Raw genomic sequence first — 14,754 nt, forward strand, 5'->3', positions numbered from 1 at the left:
ACCCGTTACAACAATCTTTGGGTTAGGGACACCAACCAGACCATGCCGGCTAGGCTGATACTTAAGAATACCGCGGCCGAACCCATGTCCTTCGCCCGCCCAGATAATTCGTTAAATTCCAGACCGACCCGGTCGACCAAGGCCTCGATAGCGCTGTTCAGCATTTCGACGATCAAAATAAGAATCACCGAACCGACTAACGCAATGGCGTGGAACCAACTTTGTGCCAGCCAAGGCGTTGCCACTAGGGCCGCCGTTAAAAGTAAGAGCTCTTGCCGAAAGGCTTCCTCATGCTTAACCGTCGCCAGTAAGCCTTGCCAACTGTAACGGGTTGCGTTGATCAGGCGTTTTACGCCGTTGACGCGCTCAGGTGTGGGTATTTCGCTTGTCATCATCAATCGATACTTACTAAAAAAGCCATCTTAAAACGATTTAGCTCGGGTTGCGAATTTGTCGAGCGGTTTTTGCCGTAGCTTTAAAGGTCAGGGGGTCATCTGGCCACGGGTGTTTGGCATAGCGACCGCGTAATTCCTTGCGTATCTGCGGGTAAATGTTGAGCCAAAAGTGTGACCAATCGGTGACCACGGCGACCGGTCGGCCATTGGGCGCCGTGAGCGCTAGGCGAATGGGGACCCCGGCCGGGATCGTGGGCGCTGTGGCAAGGCCAAAGGCTTCCTGTAATTTAAGCTGGGCCTGGATCTGACCGTGTACCGGGTCATAGGTCAGCGGCACACTGCGGCCACTGGGGGCGCACCAATGGTCTGGGCATAAACGATTTAATGTCTGTTGATTGGCATAGCCCATATATTGATTGAGCACGGCCACCATAGAGAGCTCGTGTAACTGCCCCAGTCCGTTCAGAAAGGGCAGGCTGAGGTCAAGCCATTGATCTTGCTTTGGCCAGCTCAACCAACTGGCTTGGTTTCCGGACAGCAGTAACCAGCGTTGCCGCAGCAGGGCCGAGGCCTTCGACCAAGTAAAGGCCTGCTCACCGTGGGTTTCGATATAGGCCACCCAAGCACTGATTTTCTCTTCACGACTGGGGGTGCATGGCTGGCTCGATAGGCGTATCTGGCCGACGGCACGGATTTTTCGAAAGGGTTTGGGCGCCAAGCTTGGGTCGAATTCGGTGCGTTCTTTAATGGGTCGCTGGGCTAATGCAGCCTCGGTCGACACGGCCAACCAGGCGCTGGCTAGAATTTGCCGCCCGGAGCGGATGCCGTCCAACAGCAACCACCATTGGCCGACCTTAAAGTGTGCCTTGCTGCGCACTTCGGTGCCGCTAATCAGGATTGCGCGCTCGCTTTGGAGTTGATAGACCAGGCGGTCGGCCAGGGCCTGAATCAGGGCCGGTTCGGTGATCGGCTCGAACTGCAGTACATGGGGTTGATTAAAGCGTTGCGCCAGTTTTTGGGCTTCTGCGATCACCGCTGGCTTAAAACTTCGCGCCGAACGCTGGGAAAAGGGGTCGTACTGCAGCGCTTCCTGGCTCGACAGATGAGCGGCCAGATAGATCGCTGCGCTCAGGCAGTCGAAGCTTTGGGCGGTAATTAAGAAATGGCCTAGCCAGGGCTCCAGGCCCACGTTGACCATCAGCTTGCCATGGGCGCGAATCTGACCATTGGGGTCGATCGCGCCCCACGCCACTAATCTGTTATGGGCCGCTCGCCAGCGACCGGTTGGCGGCTGTTCCAACCAGTCCAAGTCGGCCCGGTCGGCACCCCAGAATGCACATTGCAGATAGGTTTCGGTTAGGTCGGCGTAGCTTAGCTCGGCCGGTTGGTGCGCAATCAGTTCGGCCTGCTGATCTCGACTCCAGAGCCGCAGGCTGTGACCCGGCCCAAGCCGGCCGGCCCGCCCAGTGCGTTGTTTGGCGCTGGCTTGGCTGATGCGCCGCGTTTTCAACTCGGCCAAACCGGTCACCGGGTGCAGGCTCACGTAACGTTCTTGCCCTAGGTCGATGACCGAGTGGACCCGGGCCAAGGTAATGCTACTTTCGGCAATGTTGGTGGCCAGAATTATGCTCGGCGGCGCGTCGTTCAGCGCCGCGAGGTCGGGAGCCTGGGACAGCTTGCCGTGCAAAATCACAATCGGACAACTGGCCGGTAGGTTGCGTTCAATAGCGCGAATTTCGCCCATACCCGGACAAAACACTAGCACGTGATCGGCGTTAGCCAACCAGTTGCGGTGGATCAGTTGGGCGACCTGATCGCTACGCTTAACATCGGTTTTTTGGTAGTCGACCTGCACCGGGTGGCTGAAGCCCTGCGATTCGATGACCGGCAGACTGAGTTGCTCGGCTACCCTTGCTATATCTAAGGTCGCCGACATGATCACTCTGCGGACTGAGTCGTCTAGGCCATCGTGGTATTGATTGACCAGTGCATAGACCAAATCTTGGTCCACCGAGCGCTCATGAAATTCATCGAGAATAATGGTCGACTGTGCCATTTGGTCGGGTTCATTGAGCAACAGCCGCAGAAAGCTGCCATAGGTGGTAACGATGATTCGGGTAGCGGCACCGGTCTTGCTATCATTACGCAGGCGATACCCGACGCGTTGGCCGACCGTCTCACCGAGGTTGCGGGCCAGCTGTTCAGCCGCCAGTTTGACGGCGATGCGCTTTGGGATTAGCAAATAGATGGGCCGCTCGGATTGCTCGAGCAACCAGAGGGGAATTCGGGTGGTCTTGCCGCTGCCCGGTGGCGCGCTGACAATGCAACCGCCCTGATGCCAGGCCTGGATTACCTTCTGTCGAATGGCCTCGACCGGTAAAACATCATTCATCCAAGCAGGTTGCCATGGGGCAGGAAGCGATTTTCGCTATGGGCCTTGATCCACAACGCCAATGCCTTATCGGGCATGTCGCCGCGGGCCTTTAAATCCTTATAGATCCAGATAACGGGATTTTTGTCACCGCCAAACCAGTCGGCCCAACGCGCTTCGGCCAGCGTAAAGAAGCGACACAGCTCGCCCAAGTCGGAGCTCGACAGCGCTGCCAGCAAGGGTTGCCATACGCTGCGTGGGCTTTTCATTAGGGCCTGAATCGGCATCAGTTCGGCAGGCGCCTGTGCTGGGAAGGTCTCTGGATCTGTGTAAGCCAGTGCGGCTTTCAGTTGCTCGGGACTGATATGCGCTTGGTCTGCGTCGGGGTCCCAGGTGCCAATGGTCATAGTGTGCTCTCGATGATGTGATGTGCGCGGCCGGTTGCGTGTTTTGCCGGTTGTAGGTTAAGTCGTTAGTATGGTGAAATTGCGCTTTCAAGTCTAACCCATGGGAAATAAAAGCATGTTGTTTCGGATTCTGCAGTGGGCCTTCCATCAGCGCTGGCTAACCTGGTCGAAAAAACTTCACGGCTATCTAATGAAAGGTTTTGCCCGCTTGGCGGATCGAGGCGATGGCGATGCCCAGGAGCTGTATGGCTTTCTGTTGTTGTTCAAGGGTGCCGATCAGCCCAGCCGCAGTGCCGGGGCCCAGTACCTGCTGCGCTGTGTATCGGTTGAGCGTCCGAAAGTGTGCTGGCAACTGCATCGGCTCTACCAGGAGGGCAAGCTCGTGGGCTTCAGTCAAGACAGTCAGCGCGCTCAGACCTACCTTGACCTAGCCAAGCAGGCCGGGCATCCGTTGGCATTAGACCTGCCGCTCACCGAGGTCTAGCGGGCGGCGGCTATTGCCATTCGCGCGCGAACTGTTGGTTAAAACCCGCGATGACTTGCTCGCTGCGATCAAATTCGGAGCAGAGGATCTGTAATTTGGTGATCACCGCCTCAAACGGCATGGCACCGCAGGCCACGGCACCGTTTTCATCAAAAACGGCGCCGGCGGCGTAAAGCCGGAAGTCGACGGCACCGTTCAGGCATTGGCTGCGCACAAAGACCGGAATGCCTTTTTCCAGCGCCTTACTCAAAATGCGTTGCAGGGCCCGATCTTTGGCGGCGTTGCCATTACCGAAGGCGTTAATCACAATCGCTCGATAGAAACGGTCGACCATGCTCATTAGACCGTCCATGGGAATGCCAGGGTACAGGGTTAGCACGCCAATTGCGGCTGGGCGCCAGTTTTTTTGGATCCGCATGGGCTGAGAGTTGGCGGGCAGGGCCCAACGTTGTTCGTGCCAACCGGGTGCCGCAAAGCTGTTGTCAAGTTCGGTACTGATTTTGGTAACGCGTGAGCCGGGCAGCAGCTGTCCGGCTAGAGCCACGACAACCTCAGGTTTAGCAGCCAGCAGTGCCGACAGCGACAATTGTAGGTTGGCGATGGCATCGGTATCGGGCGCCGATATCGGCAACATTGAGCCGGTGATCACCACGGGTAAGCTCAGATCGGTGAGTAGATAGCTCAGGGCAGAGGCGGTATAGGCCAGGGTGTCGGTGCCGTGCACAATTAATACGCCCGCTAGATGAGCATGGGCACGGATGGTGGCCGCCAGGTCATACCAGTGAGTCGGTTGCAGATCAGAGGAATCGAGCAAGGGGTCCCAATGGTGCCAAGAGAGCTGATGCTGTTGCCAATCGCGCAAGGCCGGCTGGCCGGACAAAGCCGCCTCAATTTCACCGGCTCGGGGTTCCAGGCCACGGTCACCGTGCACCATACCGATGGTGCCACCGGTATTAATGATTAAAAAATGCGCCATCTGTGTTACTGCCTTGCCGTGTCGAAAGGGCGATAGTAAGGGCTTACCCAAGGCCTATACAAGTGATTCAGACCAATGGCTAGTTCAAAACCTCGGTAGCCGAAATGAAATCTGGGTACCGCTCGAGCAGCGCTCGGGCACTGACTTCGGCCTCGGCCCGACGGTCGAGCGCCATTAACGCCTTGATTTGCCATAGCCAAGCGTCCTCTAAACCCCAAGCTTCATTGCCATCATAGAGTGCTAGGGCCCGGTTGAAATGGCCCAAGGCCGCCTCCTTATCTCCGCCCATCAACGCGGGCGTGTTGAACAGACCGATGCCACGCACCATGGCCGTGGGCGCATGATCTGTGTCCATGGCTTCACTAGCAGTCATAGCATCCTCGGCCCGACCCGCGATAAACACCGCTTGCCAGGGCTTTAGACCGATCGACAAGCCTAAGCTCGCGGCGTACAAGGCGGCCTGATCATTATCCTGATAGTTGTCTTTGAGCTCATCTAAAACCAGATAGAGCGAGGCCTTGGCGGCCTTCTTATCCCCTCGTTCCAGTGCCAGTTGTCCCAGTCGATAGTGCGCGTATAGGCGACCGAAGCCATCCGTGTCGAGTGTTTGACCCAACTCGGCCGGGGCATTGGTACGCCATAGGGTATCGATCCGGTTATCATCCCAGGCCAGCACATGGGTGCTGACTAGGAGGGCAGTAACGAGCAGGTACAGGGATTGGCGCACAGGCTAAATTCTCATAGAGGTTGCTAGGGCTTTACGTACGCCAGCGCGACTTGGATTGCTGCCAGGCCCCACCGTTAGAGGGCGTCGAGCACGGCCAACACATCGTCATGGTGGCTCTTGGTCTGAACCTTGGCCATGGTGTGTACCAGCGTGCCTGTCTCATCGATGATAAAGGTCAGTCGGTGGATGCCAACATATTCCTTGCCCATAAATTTTTTCAGCGCCCAAACGCCGTATTGTTCGGCGATTTGATGATCCTCATCGCTGAGCAGATCAAAATTAAGCGACTGATTGGCGATAAACTTTACCAGGCGAGCCGGGGCATCCGGGCTGATGCCGAACACCACGGTATTGCGCTGCGCGAACTCGGCCTGGGCGTCACGAATGCCGCAGGCTTGGGTCGTACAGCCGGGCGTCATGGCCTTGGGATAAAAATACAGCACCACCCGTTTGCCAAGAAGATCTTGTAGTGCGACGGATTCGCCGTGCTGGTTTAGGGCGCTAAAGGTTGGCGCAGGGCTGCCAGTCGGGGGTAGGGTCAGGGCGTTCATGGGATGTTTCTCCGCTGTTGGCCTGGGAATAGGACTTATTCAAGGCAATTTTCTAGCCTACCCGGCTCGGTGGGCGCGTTCAACTATTGTTTTGCCCGCTGTGCAGCGCCCATGGCTGTGCAGCGGATGAATTTCCGGTATGCTAGAGCGCTTATTTTTGGCGCGCCAACCGGCTGATTTTCTTATGTTTTTTGACCAATACCGAGCCCAGTTCTTCCGGCCACTGACGAGTAAGTATCGTGAGCAGGTAATCGAGTGTTTGCGAGAACTCTATCGTCGTCTCTATACCAGTTCCAGTGCCGATTATGGCCATGCTTTGTCACGCGAGGATGTTATCGACACCTTCAGCGCGGCCCTGGTGCGCGCGCCGATACTGGCGGCCGACGATGATGAGCCTGATACCCGCTTTCGAACCAATAGGGAGCAGGCCAATTGGGTCCTGAACCAGCTCATTGACTACGGTTGGATCGAGAAGCAGGTCGACGAAGCGTCGTTGCAGAGCAGCTTTAACTTCAGCCGCTACGGTCGAACCTTTACCGAGCCTTTTGTCGCCAGCGGTAGCGCCAGTATCCGCACCCGACATCGCAATACCCGCAACGTGCGCAATGCCATAAATTCTTTTATGGAAACCGGCGAAGCCTACGATCTGCTCGATGCGTGGGAATATTCCGAGCGGATTATCAGCGATTTCACCGATGTAATTGCCGAGCTCGACGAGCGCAAGCGCTCCTTGGTGCAACAGATGGAAAGTCAGGTCATGGTGCACCAGGCAACCATCGACTTTTTTGACTTTATGGAAAAACGCTTTCAGCCCGATTTGGCGATTCGCCTCTCGGCCGACAATGTCGAAAAATACCGTGATGAAATCTCCCAGAAAATTGTTCAAATCCGCCATCAGGATCGCAACTTTAAACAACAGGTGGAGCGCCGCCTGCGCGAGCTGTTGCCGGAAATGGTGCACGAGGGACAGAGTGTCTTATGGACCCTGCTCGACAGTATCGAGTCACGTTTGCAGGCCGCCAGCGACATTATGCTGCCAGCTTTGCGCAAGGCTTTGCAGGGCTTTACCAAGCGGGCCGACATCATTATCCGACAGATGAGCTATCTGGCCAGTTCGTCACACAACGATATGGCCAAGGTGTGTCAGCAACTGGTCGCGCAGCCGCGCGCAGAACAGGATCGCTTGCTGGTCCTAGCGGGTGACCTGATGGCGGTGCCGCGGGTTGGCCTGGTCGACCCCGTGCATCTGTATTTGCACAGTCGCCGCAGCAAACGGACCTTCCAGCTCGATGTCGCCGAAGATCGCGATGAAGAGTTTGACCGCGACGCACATCGTGAGCTGGTAGTGCAGCAATGGCTCGATCAGGCCTTCTTAATTAACGATACTCAGGTGAGACGCTTTTTGGCGCGACACCTATTGGCGGGTGAGGCCGTTAAGACCAGCGATTTGCCGGTGGACAGTGCCGGGGAATTGCTCTCATTGGCACACGCCATCGAAGTCGGCAGCGCCAATTCGCTGACTGACGAACTGCAGTTTAGCGTTGAGTATAGCGGCAGCGAACCGGTTGCGAGCGCTTACTTTCACCAACAGGATCAGTTTGAAATCCGCATACGTGAGACGCTCACGGCGCCGGAACAGGGTAAAAACCATGCATCATGAATTAGACCGACACCTCGACCAGGCGGGCATCACGCGTAACGAATACAGCGAGTTGTTAATTCGCTTGCTCGATTACGGCGTGCTATGTCGCGACGAGAGCCAAACCGAGCAGCTGCTGTACGACCGATTTGTGCGCATCGCCGAACCGGTGGAAGAATATCTGGCGCTTATCGGGGTCCGTGTCCAGCACGATAGCCGCTTTAATTTTGTTCGTCTGTTTCCACCAGGAGCGGAAGTTCCCGGTCTCGCCGACGAGGAGCGGCCGTTTAACAATGGCATGCGGGTTAAGTTGTCACAGGCCGAAGTCGCCACCGTGCTGATTTTGCGCAGCCTTTATGACCGTGCCTTACGCGAAGGCCAGTTGGACGAGCAGGGCTGTGTTTTTGTCTCGATCGAAAATATCGTGATCGCGCTGCGCAATTTGTTAAAGCGCACCTTGCCGGAAAAACTAACTGAACGGCGCCATCTGTTTGGCCGCCTGAAACAGTTGCGACTGATCCAGCTGAATCAGGAATTGACCGAAGAATCCGGCGACCTGTGGATCCGGATTCGGCCGATGATTATCAGCTATGTCTCCGATGAGGTCTTATCGGCGATCCTCAGCGGTAGCGAGCTATTGCCCGATGAGATCGACGATGAGGCCGGTTCAGACTCTGAACGGACGGATACCCACCCAAACTCAGCGGCCGATGGCCCCGGCGTTCTCGAGCAGGAATAAGCCAGCATGCATTTAAAGAATTTCGTCTTTGTAAATTGGGGCAATATACCAGCCCTGGACTTCAACTTCGGGCCGGTCAACCTATTCTCCGGTGGCAATGGCTCCGGTAAAACGACGGCCGCCGACGCCCTGCAAACCATTATGACCGCGGCCCACGATACCCTGTTTCATTACAACCCGGGTCAGGATGAGGCCAGTCAACGCGGCCGGGGCAAGCAGGTGCGCACCTTGGCTTCCTATGTATTGGGTTGCGACGATGGCGCCTTCGCGCGTACTGAAGCCACGGTTGGCTATCTGGCGGCGGTGTTTCACCCGACCCAGGGCGAAACCGCCGAGCCCTTTACCGCGATCATCGGCGTCACCGCCTATATCGACCGAACCGGCGCTACGGCCATCGCGCGTCAGTCCGATATGATCTATATGATTATTCAGGACGCCGAGTTGACCAAGGCCGATTTTATGCAGGAGCAGGACGGTCGCCAACAGGTGATACCGTTGGAGCGCCTGGTCGCCCATCTGAACGGTCGTGGCATCGACCCAGTGGAAAAATACGACACCAAAAAACAGTATCTGCGTCGGCTCTATGCCGCTTTGCGCGGCCGTAAAGATGCTATCAGTGAACGCGAAGCGATGAACGCGGCCCGTGCCTTCTCGCGGTTTATGGCCTATAAGCCGGTGAAGAGTATCGACGGTTTTGTGGCCCAAGAAATTCTTGAAAAACGCGATTTAGGCGAAGCCATTCGCACCGTCTCCGACCTGATGAAAACCATCAATGGTATGGAGACGGAAGCCAATCGGCTGAAAAATATGATCGATCGCTTGCAGGAATCACGACTGCAATCGGATGCCTATATCACGCACTGGATCGACTACAACGTAACCGACTATGTCGCGGCCAAGGCGCGCTTCCTCGTTGATCAAAAACGCTACCTAAGCACCAAGGCCGATCAACAGCGGATCCGTAATGAACTCGATCAACTCGATACCGATCTGGACATCACCAGCGAACGCCGCTCCCAGACCCATGAGCAGCTGGTGTCGTTGGAAGCTCAACGGCGCGGCATCGACGCGCTGCAGGATAAGGATCGCTTCGATCGGCGCATCGAACAGAGTACCGCGCAACTGCAAAAACAAGCTGAGCCCCTACTGGTGCAAAATGATAGTTTGGAGCAGAGTCTGGCGGCCAGTTTTGAAATTCATAAGAGCCTATTGAGCCGTGCGCTGGCGCTGGATATTCCGGCCTTAGGCGATAAACGTCTCGCGGCCAAGGCTAAGGCGGTGGTCGGGCAGAAGTCGCTCGGTGTCGATTTCCGCAGTCTGCTCAATCAGGACTGGATCGATATTAGTCCGTTGGAACAACATCTTGACCAGGCCCTAGTGCAGCAGGCCGAATTGAACGAATGGCGCCAACTCTGGTTTGATGAAAGTGCTCAGGTCGACCGCATCTCCTTGCGCGATCAGTTGCAGCGCTTGGTCGACCGGCGCGAACAGAAACTGCTTCAGGTGCGTCAGAACCTCAGTCGCAAACAACAGGATATCGACAGCCTGGCGAGCGCTCAGGTCAATTATCCGGCCCAGGTCCGTAATGCACTCGAGGCCATCCGACGAGAGTGTCCCGAAGCCGACCCACGCGTGCTCTGTGACCATGTCGAGGTGCTCGATGAGCAGTGGCAGTCGTCCCTCGAAGGCTATTTGGGCGGAGCTCGTTTCGCCATTTTGGTGGCACCGGAATACGAAGCCGAGGCGATTGGTATCGTGCGAGGACTGGCACGCGACAGTCGTGCCCGGGTTATCCAGGGCAGCAAGGCCCGCGAAGATGCGGCCCGTGTCAAGGCGCCGGCCAATTCGGTGATCCACCTAATGCACTTCGATCATGCCATTGCCCAGGCCTATATCACCGCCAGCTATGCCATGGTCGAGCAGTGCGCCGATGCCGAGCAGCTGCGCCGCACCCGCCGTGGTGTCACCGCCAATGGCCTGGGCAGTGGTGCCTACGCCATGTATCGGTGCGATATGGCCGAGGGCGATCTAGTATTCGGTCAAGGTGCCCGTGAAAAGGCATCGGCGGCGAAGAAACGCGAGTTAAATGACTTGGCCAAACAGGCCAATGACTTGCAGGCGCTGGTGCTCGAAGCTAAAAATCTCTATGGCTGGGTCAATCAGTTACGCCATTTGCAGCATGGCCAGTTGATGCGTGACATGTTGGCAACCCAGCGCGAACTGCGCAGCGCCGAACAGGCGTTGGCTGCGCTCGACTTGCGCGACGTACAGGGCATCGAAACGGAATACCGCAGCGTCGCCGAACAGCTCAGCGAACTGGAGGCACGGGTGCGTCGTGGCGCCGAAGAAAAGGGCCAATTGCAGGAGCGCATTCTGGCGCTCACCAAGCATTGCGAACTGCTCAGCAATCAGCAAGAAAAGACTCAGGTTCGGGCAGAAGAAAAAGAGCAGTATTTGCGCGACATAGTCGATGTCTGGCCCGCCTTTGCGGTCGACACCCGCTTGCAGGAGGCCGATCTTGCCGCACAGGATGCTGACGCCGAACGTGAAGAAAATAACCGCATGGCACTGGAAAGTGCCTTAAATGCAAAGGCTCACGAGTTTGAATTGCTTCTTAAAGAGCACAATCAGGACTGTCAGCCGCAAGATGCCATTGTCGTTAACCTCAACTACAGTATTCTGCATAACGTCGAATTCTTTCGCGGCATGGTGCAGTTGCAGCGCGATGCGGATCTGGTGCACAACCGAGTCAAAAACAATGTTCTGGTCGAGAAGGTTGATCAACTGGCGTTGCTGCGGGAAAGTTTTAACAGCGCCTTCGTCACCAATCTATGTCATTCGATCTATCAGGCGATCAATGAGGGCAAAAAAGTCCTCACTGACCTGAACAAAGAGCTCGAGCATCATCGCTTCGGCGCTGATCGAGAAAAATATTGGTTCGGTTATGAGTGGGTTGCCGAGTTTCGGGAGTATTGGCACTTCTTTGACGAGGTCTATAAGAGCCCGTCCTTGGGCGAAGGTAAGACCCTGTTTGATACCCAGCTCAGCGAACGGTCGCTCAAGATCCGCGACCAACTGATGAGCATGTTGCTCGACAACGACGAGCATCGGGCCCTGCGAGAGCTGGAACGGATCTCCGACTATCGCAACTATCGTAGCTATGAAATCTACAAGCAACCCGAAGGCAAACAGCCGATCGCCCTGAGCCAATATGGCACCGGATCGGGCGGCCAATTGGAGACCCCGGCCTATATTATTCGCTCAGCGGCGATCACCTCGGCCTTCCGTTTTAATGAAGGCGACAGCCATTTGCGCATGGTTTTGGTCGATGAGGCCTTCTCTAAGATGGACGAGGCACGGTCCAAAGAAGTGATCCGTTACTTAACCGAGAGCCTGGGTTTGCAGCTATTATTTATTATGCCGACTAGTAAGTCTGGTCCCTTTATGGACATGATTTCGAACCAATTTGTGTTTTCAAAGGTACCGTTATTAAATGGGCAGATGCGGGGTGAATTGCAGACCAAGGTATTGGTCGACCGCCAGCATTGTAATCAAGAAAAAATTCAAGAGCTGTGGGCCAATCATCGTAAAGTGATTCGCAAACAGGCCGAACTCGATTTTTTGGAGGGACTATAGATGGCCATTATTGAGATTAAACATCCGCTGCTAGCGCACAAGGTGGGCATTCTGCGCGAGCAAGGGATTTCTACTAAGCAGTTTCGCGAATTGGCCTCTGAAGTCGGCAATTTATTGACCTATGAAGCCACTCGAACCTTATCCACCGATCAGGTTGAGATAACCGCATGGGACGGCAGCACGCTAAGCGTCGAACGCATAGCCGGGAAGAAAATTACCGTGGTGCCGATCCTGCGCGCCGGTTTGGGCATGATGGATGGGGTGCTGCAATTAATCCCGTCGGCCCGGGTCAGTGTGGTCGGGTTGTATCGTGATGAAACCAGCCTACAACCGGTTTATTACTTCGACAAGGTCGTCGAGGATATCGCCGAACGCACGGCCCTGATCGTTGATCCCATGTTGGCGACTGGCGGCTCATTTATTGCCACCATCGATTTGTTAAAGCAAAAGGGCTGCAAAAAAATCATGGGCCTATGCTTAATTGGCGCCCCTGAAGGCGCCAATGCGATCCAAGCCGCGCATCCGGATGTCGATATATATATTGCCGCAATGGACAGTCATCTCAACGAACTGGGCTACATAGTTCCGGGGCTTGGCGATGCGGGCGACAAGCTGTTCGGAACCCGTTAAGCGCAAATTTTGTCATTTTAACCAAAGCGAGTCCTTTCTGCGCCCAGTGCCGACAAATTGTTGGCGCGGAGCAGGGCTATCAGACTTGATCCGCGCCGTTACTCACAATTATTAACATCTGTTCACATAAATCTCGCATTCTGCACAAAAACGTCTAAGTTAATAGAGTTGGGCTCGCTGTTGCTTGGGTCCAGCCGAGCTAATCGTTAGTCATTGAGCTTAAGGCAGGTTTCTCAGGTGGGATACAGAGTAGACGCAAGCAAGAAAAAACGCATCCTAATCGTAGATGATGACATGGACTACGCCCGTCGCTTGCGCGATTATTTAAACAGCAATGAGCTGGAGGTCGAATTGGAAACCGATTCCGCCTCCGCGATCAGCCGGATTCGCGATGAAAAACCGGACCTCGTGCTTATCGAAGTCGACCTGCGGGGTGAGTCAGGTTTAACGATCTGCAAGCTCAGCCGAAAAGACTACACCGGCGCAATCATATTGCTCAGTCATCGCACCGACGAACTCGACCAGGTGTTGGGCTTGGATATGGGCGCTGACGATTACATAGCGCGCACAACCGCCCATCGACTTATCCTCGCCCGTTGTCAGGCCATTATGCGCCGCAGTGATTATGTCCGCCCCATCATGGCCAATCAGGATAGTGAACGCTTGGAGTTCGGCAATCTGGTCATCGATAATGGCATGCGCGAAGCTTGGCTTGATCGCCAGCCGATTGAACTAACCAGTGCCGAATTTGATCTGCTTTGGTTATTGGCCAGCCATGCTGGTGAGGTGTTAACCCGTGAAGCCATCTTCAATAAGCTACGCGGCATCGAGTACGACGGTCAAGACCGGTCGGTTGATGTGCGCGTATCCCGAATCCGGCCGAAAGTAGGGGATGACCCAATCCGGCCCCGGCGTATTAAGACAGTGCGCTCTAAGGGTTATTTGTTTGTCGGTGACGTTAAACAATAGACCCCAGCCGGCGCGAGGGTCGTTGCTCGAGTCTATTTGTTAGCCTGATAAACCTTATAGCCCTTTTCATGGGCCAACACCTTGACCGAATGAAAGGTCTTGCCGAGTTCACCCTGATAATTTAAAAATTCATTGGCCACCCAAATTAAACGACCGCGCGGTTTCAGCCAGTTGCTGGCTTGAGCAAAGAAGCCTTGGGTCGGACCGTAGGCGGTCTTAATACCCTGATGGAAGGGTGGATTGGTGACGATGAAGTCAAACTTTTGCTCAGGCAATGCTTCCGTGCCAGCAGACCAGAGCGTCGTCGCCCGATCGGCAAGTTGGTTCGCCGCAATGGTTTTCAGGCTTGATCGGACGGCCAAAAGGTCGATTTCAACGGCCGTCACCGAGGTTACCTTAGGTTGTTCGGCCAGCATGCACGTTAACACGCCCGCGCCGCCGCCAAACTCCAGTACCGCTCCTTTGAGTTCCGGTAGGATCGACAGCAGAACCTCGGTACCCTTATCCAAGCGCTTGGCGCTGAACACCCCCGGTAGCGAATGAATGGTATGGTCGCCCTGTTGATAGGACGTCCAGCCTTCATGACCCTGAAAACTCTCGCTTAGGATAACTTCAAAGAGGACACAATGACGCGCCGAATCGACCTTGACACAACTAAAGACACCCTCCAAGCGTTTAGGCAGACTCTTGATGCCGCCAACGTTCTCACCGACTACCCAGAGTCGTTGACCCGACTGGAGGGTGGAGAAGATGACGTTTAGCCACCAATCGAGACGTTCCTTAGCCTTTGGATAAAACAAGATATTGAGTGGCGCACAAGGCCATTGGGTCTGCGCCAGAGTGGCCGCGTTCGATACTGACCAGTTTAGGTTGAAAGCCAAATCCGTCGGTTTTGTGAGCTGCGTGGGTTCGGGCAAATCAAACCAATGGACCGGAGTGAGATGTAATTCTGCGTCGTGGCGCTCTAACAGTTGGAGTGTTGGGTGCATGCTAAGGGGTGACTTTCAAAGGAAAACAGCAGTGTAGCAAAAGCCTGCGTGAGAATCAGCGCTTCGGCGTGGCATTGGGGCTTTTATTCGTCTATTTAGTCCGTTGAACAGGACGTCACCTTGCCGGTCTATTGGTTGTCACACAACGCCTGTAGCCATTACAAGTCTGCATGGCTCAGTTCGATAGGTACGCTTGCCCGCCAACTGCTAAGATTAACCCTAGGGTCCAAATCAGTTTAAA

13 protein-coding genes are annotated in these 14,754 nt (G+C 55.3%); 6 read left to right on the plus strand and 7 right to left on the minus strand.

Features of this window, described 5'->3' with window-relative positions; translation table 11 throughout:
• Positions 1–5: 5 nt before the first annotated feature.
• The 3 genes from AC4FIC_RS10555 to AC4FIC_RS10565 are packed head-to-tail and all read right to left on the minus strand — an operon-like array spanning position 6 to position 3,173.
• Positions 6–395, minus strand: coding sequence for a diacylglycerol kinase (locus AC4FIC_RS10555; RefSeq protein WP_273285300.1), 390 nt, complete (start codon positions 393–395; stop codon positions 6–8).
• A 37-nt stretch (positions 396–432) separates the two neighbouring features.
• A complete protein-coding gene (locus AC4FIC_RS10560) occupies positions 433–2,787 on the minus strand; it encodes an ATP-dependent helicase C-terminal domain-containing protein (RefSeq protein ID WP_273285298.1) in 2,355 nt (784 codons plus the stop codon).
• Complete coding sequence (locus AC4FIC_RS10565; RefSeq protein WP_100256692.1) at positions 2,784–3,173, minus strand: hypothetical protein; 390 nt, start codon at positions 3,171–3,173, stop codon at positions 2,784–2,786. The genes AC4FIC_RS10560 and AC4FIC_RS10565 overlap by 4 nt, the downstream gene beginning before the upstream one ends.
• Before the next feature lie 115 nt (positions 3,174–3,288).
• Between AC4FIC_RS10565 and AC4FIC_RS10570 the strand changes: the two genes are divergently transcribed.
• Positions 3,289–3,657, plus strand: a complete 369-nt coding sequence (locus tag AC4FIC_RS10570; RefSeq protein ID WP_100256693.1) for an SEL1-like repeat protein — start codon at positions 3,289–3,291, stop codon at positions 3,655–3,657.
• A gap of 10 nt (positions 3,658–3,667) precedes the next feature.
• On the opposite strand, the gene AC4FIC_RS10575 is transcribed toward AC4FIC_RS10570, so the two are convergent.
• The 3 genes from AC4FIC_RS10575 to bcp all read right to left on the minus strand — a co-directional run bounded on the left by AC4FIC_RS10575 (position 3,668) and on the right by bcp (position 5,911).
• Entirely contained in the window at positions 3,668–4,633 is a 966-nt protein-coding gene (locus AC4FIC_RS10575) for an asparaginase (protein ID WP_100256694.1), read from the minus strand.
• A 79-nt stretch (positions 4,634–4,712) separates the two neighbouring features.
• Positions 4,713–5,360 carry a tetratricopeptide repeat protein gene (locus tag AC4FIC_RS10580; RefSeq protein ID WP_273285294.1) on the minus strand — a complete coding sequence of 216 codons (648 nt, stop codon included), beginning with the start codon at positions 5,358–5,360 and terminating at the stop codon, positions 4,713–4,715.
• Between the two features lie 74 nt (positions 5,361–5,434).
• A complete protein-coding gene (gene bcp / locus AC4FIC_RS10585; protein ID WP_100256696.1) occupies positions 5,435–5,911 on the minus strand; it encodes a thioredoxin-dependent thiol peroxidase in 477 nt (158 codons plus the stop codon).
• Between the two features lie 139 nt (positions 5,912–6,050).
• Between bcp and AC4FIC_RS10590 the strand changes: the two genes are divergently transcribed.
• The 5 genes from AC4FIC_RS10590 (at position 6,051) to AC4FIC_RS10610 (ending at position 13,524) form a co-directional block, all read left to right on the plus strand.
• Positions 6,051–7,571 (plus strand): Wadjet anti-phage system protein JetA family protein, encoded by a 1,521-nt coding sequence (locus tag AC4FIC_RS10590; protein ID WP_227003776.1) that lies wholly within the window; start codon positions 6,051–6,053, stop codon positions 7,569–7,571.
• Positions 7,561–8,289: a DUF4194 domain-containing protein gene (locus AC4FIC_RS10595; RefSeq protein WP_100256697.1), complete on the plus strand. Its 729-nt coding sequence runs from the start codon at positions 7,561–7,563 to the stop codon at positions 8,287–8,289. Before AC4FIC_RS10590 ends, AC4FIC_RS10595 begins: the two co-directional genes overlap by 11 nt.
• Positions 8,290–8,295: 6 nt before the next feature.
• Complete coding sequence (locus tag AC4FIC_RS10600) at positions 8,296–11,925, plus strand: ATP-binding protein (RefSeq protein ID WP_100256698.1); 3,630 nt, start codon at positions 8,296–8,298, stop codon at positions 11,923–11,925.
• On the plus strand, positions 11,926–12,555 hold the full coding sequence (upp, locus tag AC4FIC_RS10605) for a uracil phosphoribosyltransferase (protein WP_100256699.1): 630 nt from the start codon (positions 11,926–11,928) through the stop codon (positions 12,553–12,555).
• Positions 12,556–12,792: 237 nt separating this feature from the next.
• Positions 12,793–13,524: a winged helix-turn-helix domain-containing protein gene (locus tag AC4FIC_RS10610; protein WP_100256700.1), complete on the plus strand. Its 732-nt coding sequence runs from the start codon at positions 12,793–12,795 to the stop codon at positions 13,522–13,524.
• A gap of 32 nt (positions 13,525–13,556) precedes the next feature.
• Here AC4FIC_RS10610 and AC4FIC_RS10615 read toward each other — a convergent pair whose 3' ends face one another.
• The gene (locus AC4FIC_RS10615) at positions 13,557–14,513 is read right to left on the minus strand and encodes a class I SAM-dependent methyltransferase (RefSeq protein WP_100256701.1); all 957 of its coding nucleotides are present in this window, start codon (positions 14,511–14,513) and stop codon (positions 13,557–13,559) included.
• Between the last annotated feature and the right edge of the window lie 241 nt (positions 14,514–14,754).

Source organism: Reinekea sp., assembly GCF_982785585.1.

What these genes read in the sequence shown, in the direction of transcription:
- AC4FIC_RS10595 (WP_100256697.1), top strand. Translation starts at nt 7,561, where the DNA reads ATGCATCATGAATTAGACCGACACCTCGACCAGGCGGGCATCACGCGT.
- upp (WP_100256699.1), top strand. Translation starts at nt 11,926, where the DNA reads ATGGCCATTATTGAGATTAAACATCCGCTGCTAGCGCACAAGGTGGGC.
- AC4FIC_RS10615 (WP_100256701.1), bottom strand. Translation starts at nt 14,513, where the DNA reads ATGCACCCAACACTCCAACTGTTAGAGCGCCACGACGCAGAATTACAT.
- AC4FIC_RS10560 (WP_273285298.1), bottom strand. Translation starts at nt 2,787, where the DNA reads ATGAATGATGTTTTACCGGTCGAGGCCATTCGACAGAAGGTAATCCAG.
- AC4FIC_RS10570 (WP_100256693.1), top strand. Translation starts at nt 3,289, where the DNA reads ATGTTGTTTCGGATTCTGCAGTGGGCCTTCCATCAGCGCTGGCTAACC.
- AC4FIC_RS10575 (WP_100256694.1), bottom strand. Translation starts at nt 4,633, where the DNA reads ATGGCGCATTTTTTAATCATTAATACCGGTGGCACCATCGGTATGGTG.
- AC4FIC_RS10565 (WP_100256692.1), bottom strand. Translation starts at nt 3,173, where the DNA reads ATGACCATTGGCACCTGGGACCCCGACGCAGACCAAGCGCATATCAGT.
- AC4FIC_RS10555 (WP_273285300.1), bottom strand. Translation starts at nt 395, where the DNA reads ATGATGACAAGCGAAATACCCACACCTGAGCGCGTCAACGGCGTAAAA.
- AC4FIC_RS10590 (WP_227003776.1), top strand. Translation starts at nt 6,051, where the DNA reads ATGCTAGAGCGCTTATTTTTGGCGCGCCAACCGGCTGATTTTCTTATG.
- AC4FIC_RS10600 (WP_100256698.1), top strand. Translation starts at nt 8,296, where the DNA reads ATGCATTTAAAGAATTTCGTCTTTGTAAATTGGGGCAATATACCAGCC.
- bcp (WP_100256696.1), bottom strand. Translation starts at nt 5,911, where the DNA reads ATGAACGCCCTGACCCTACCCCCGACTGGCAGCCCTGCGCCAACCTTT.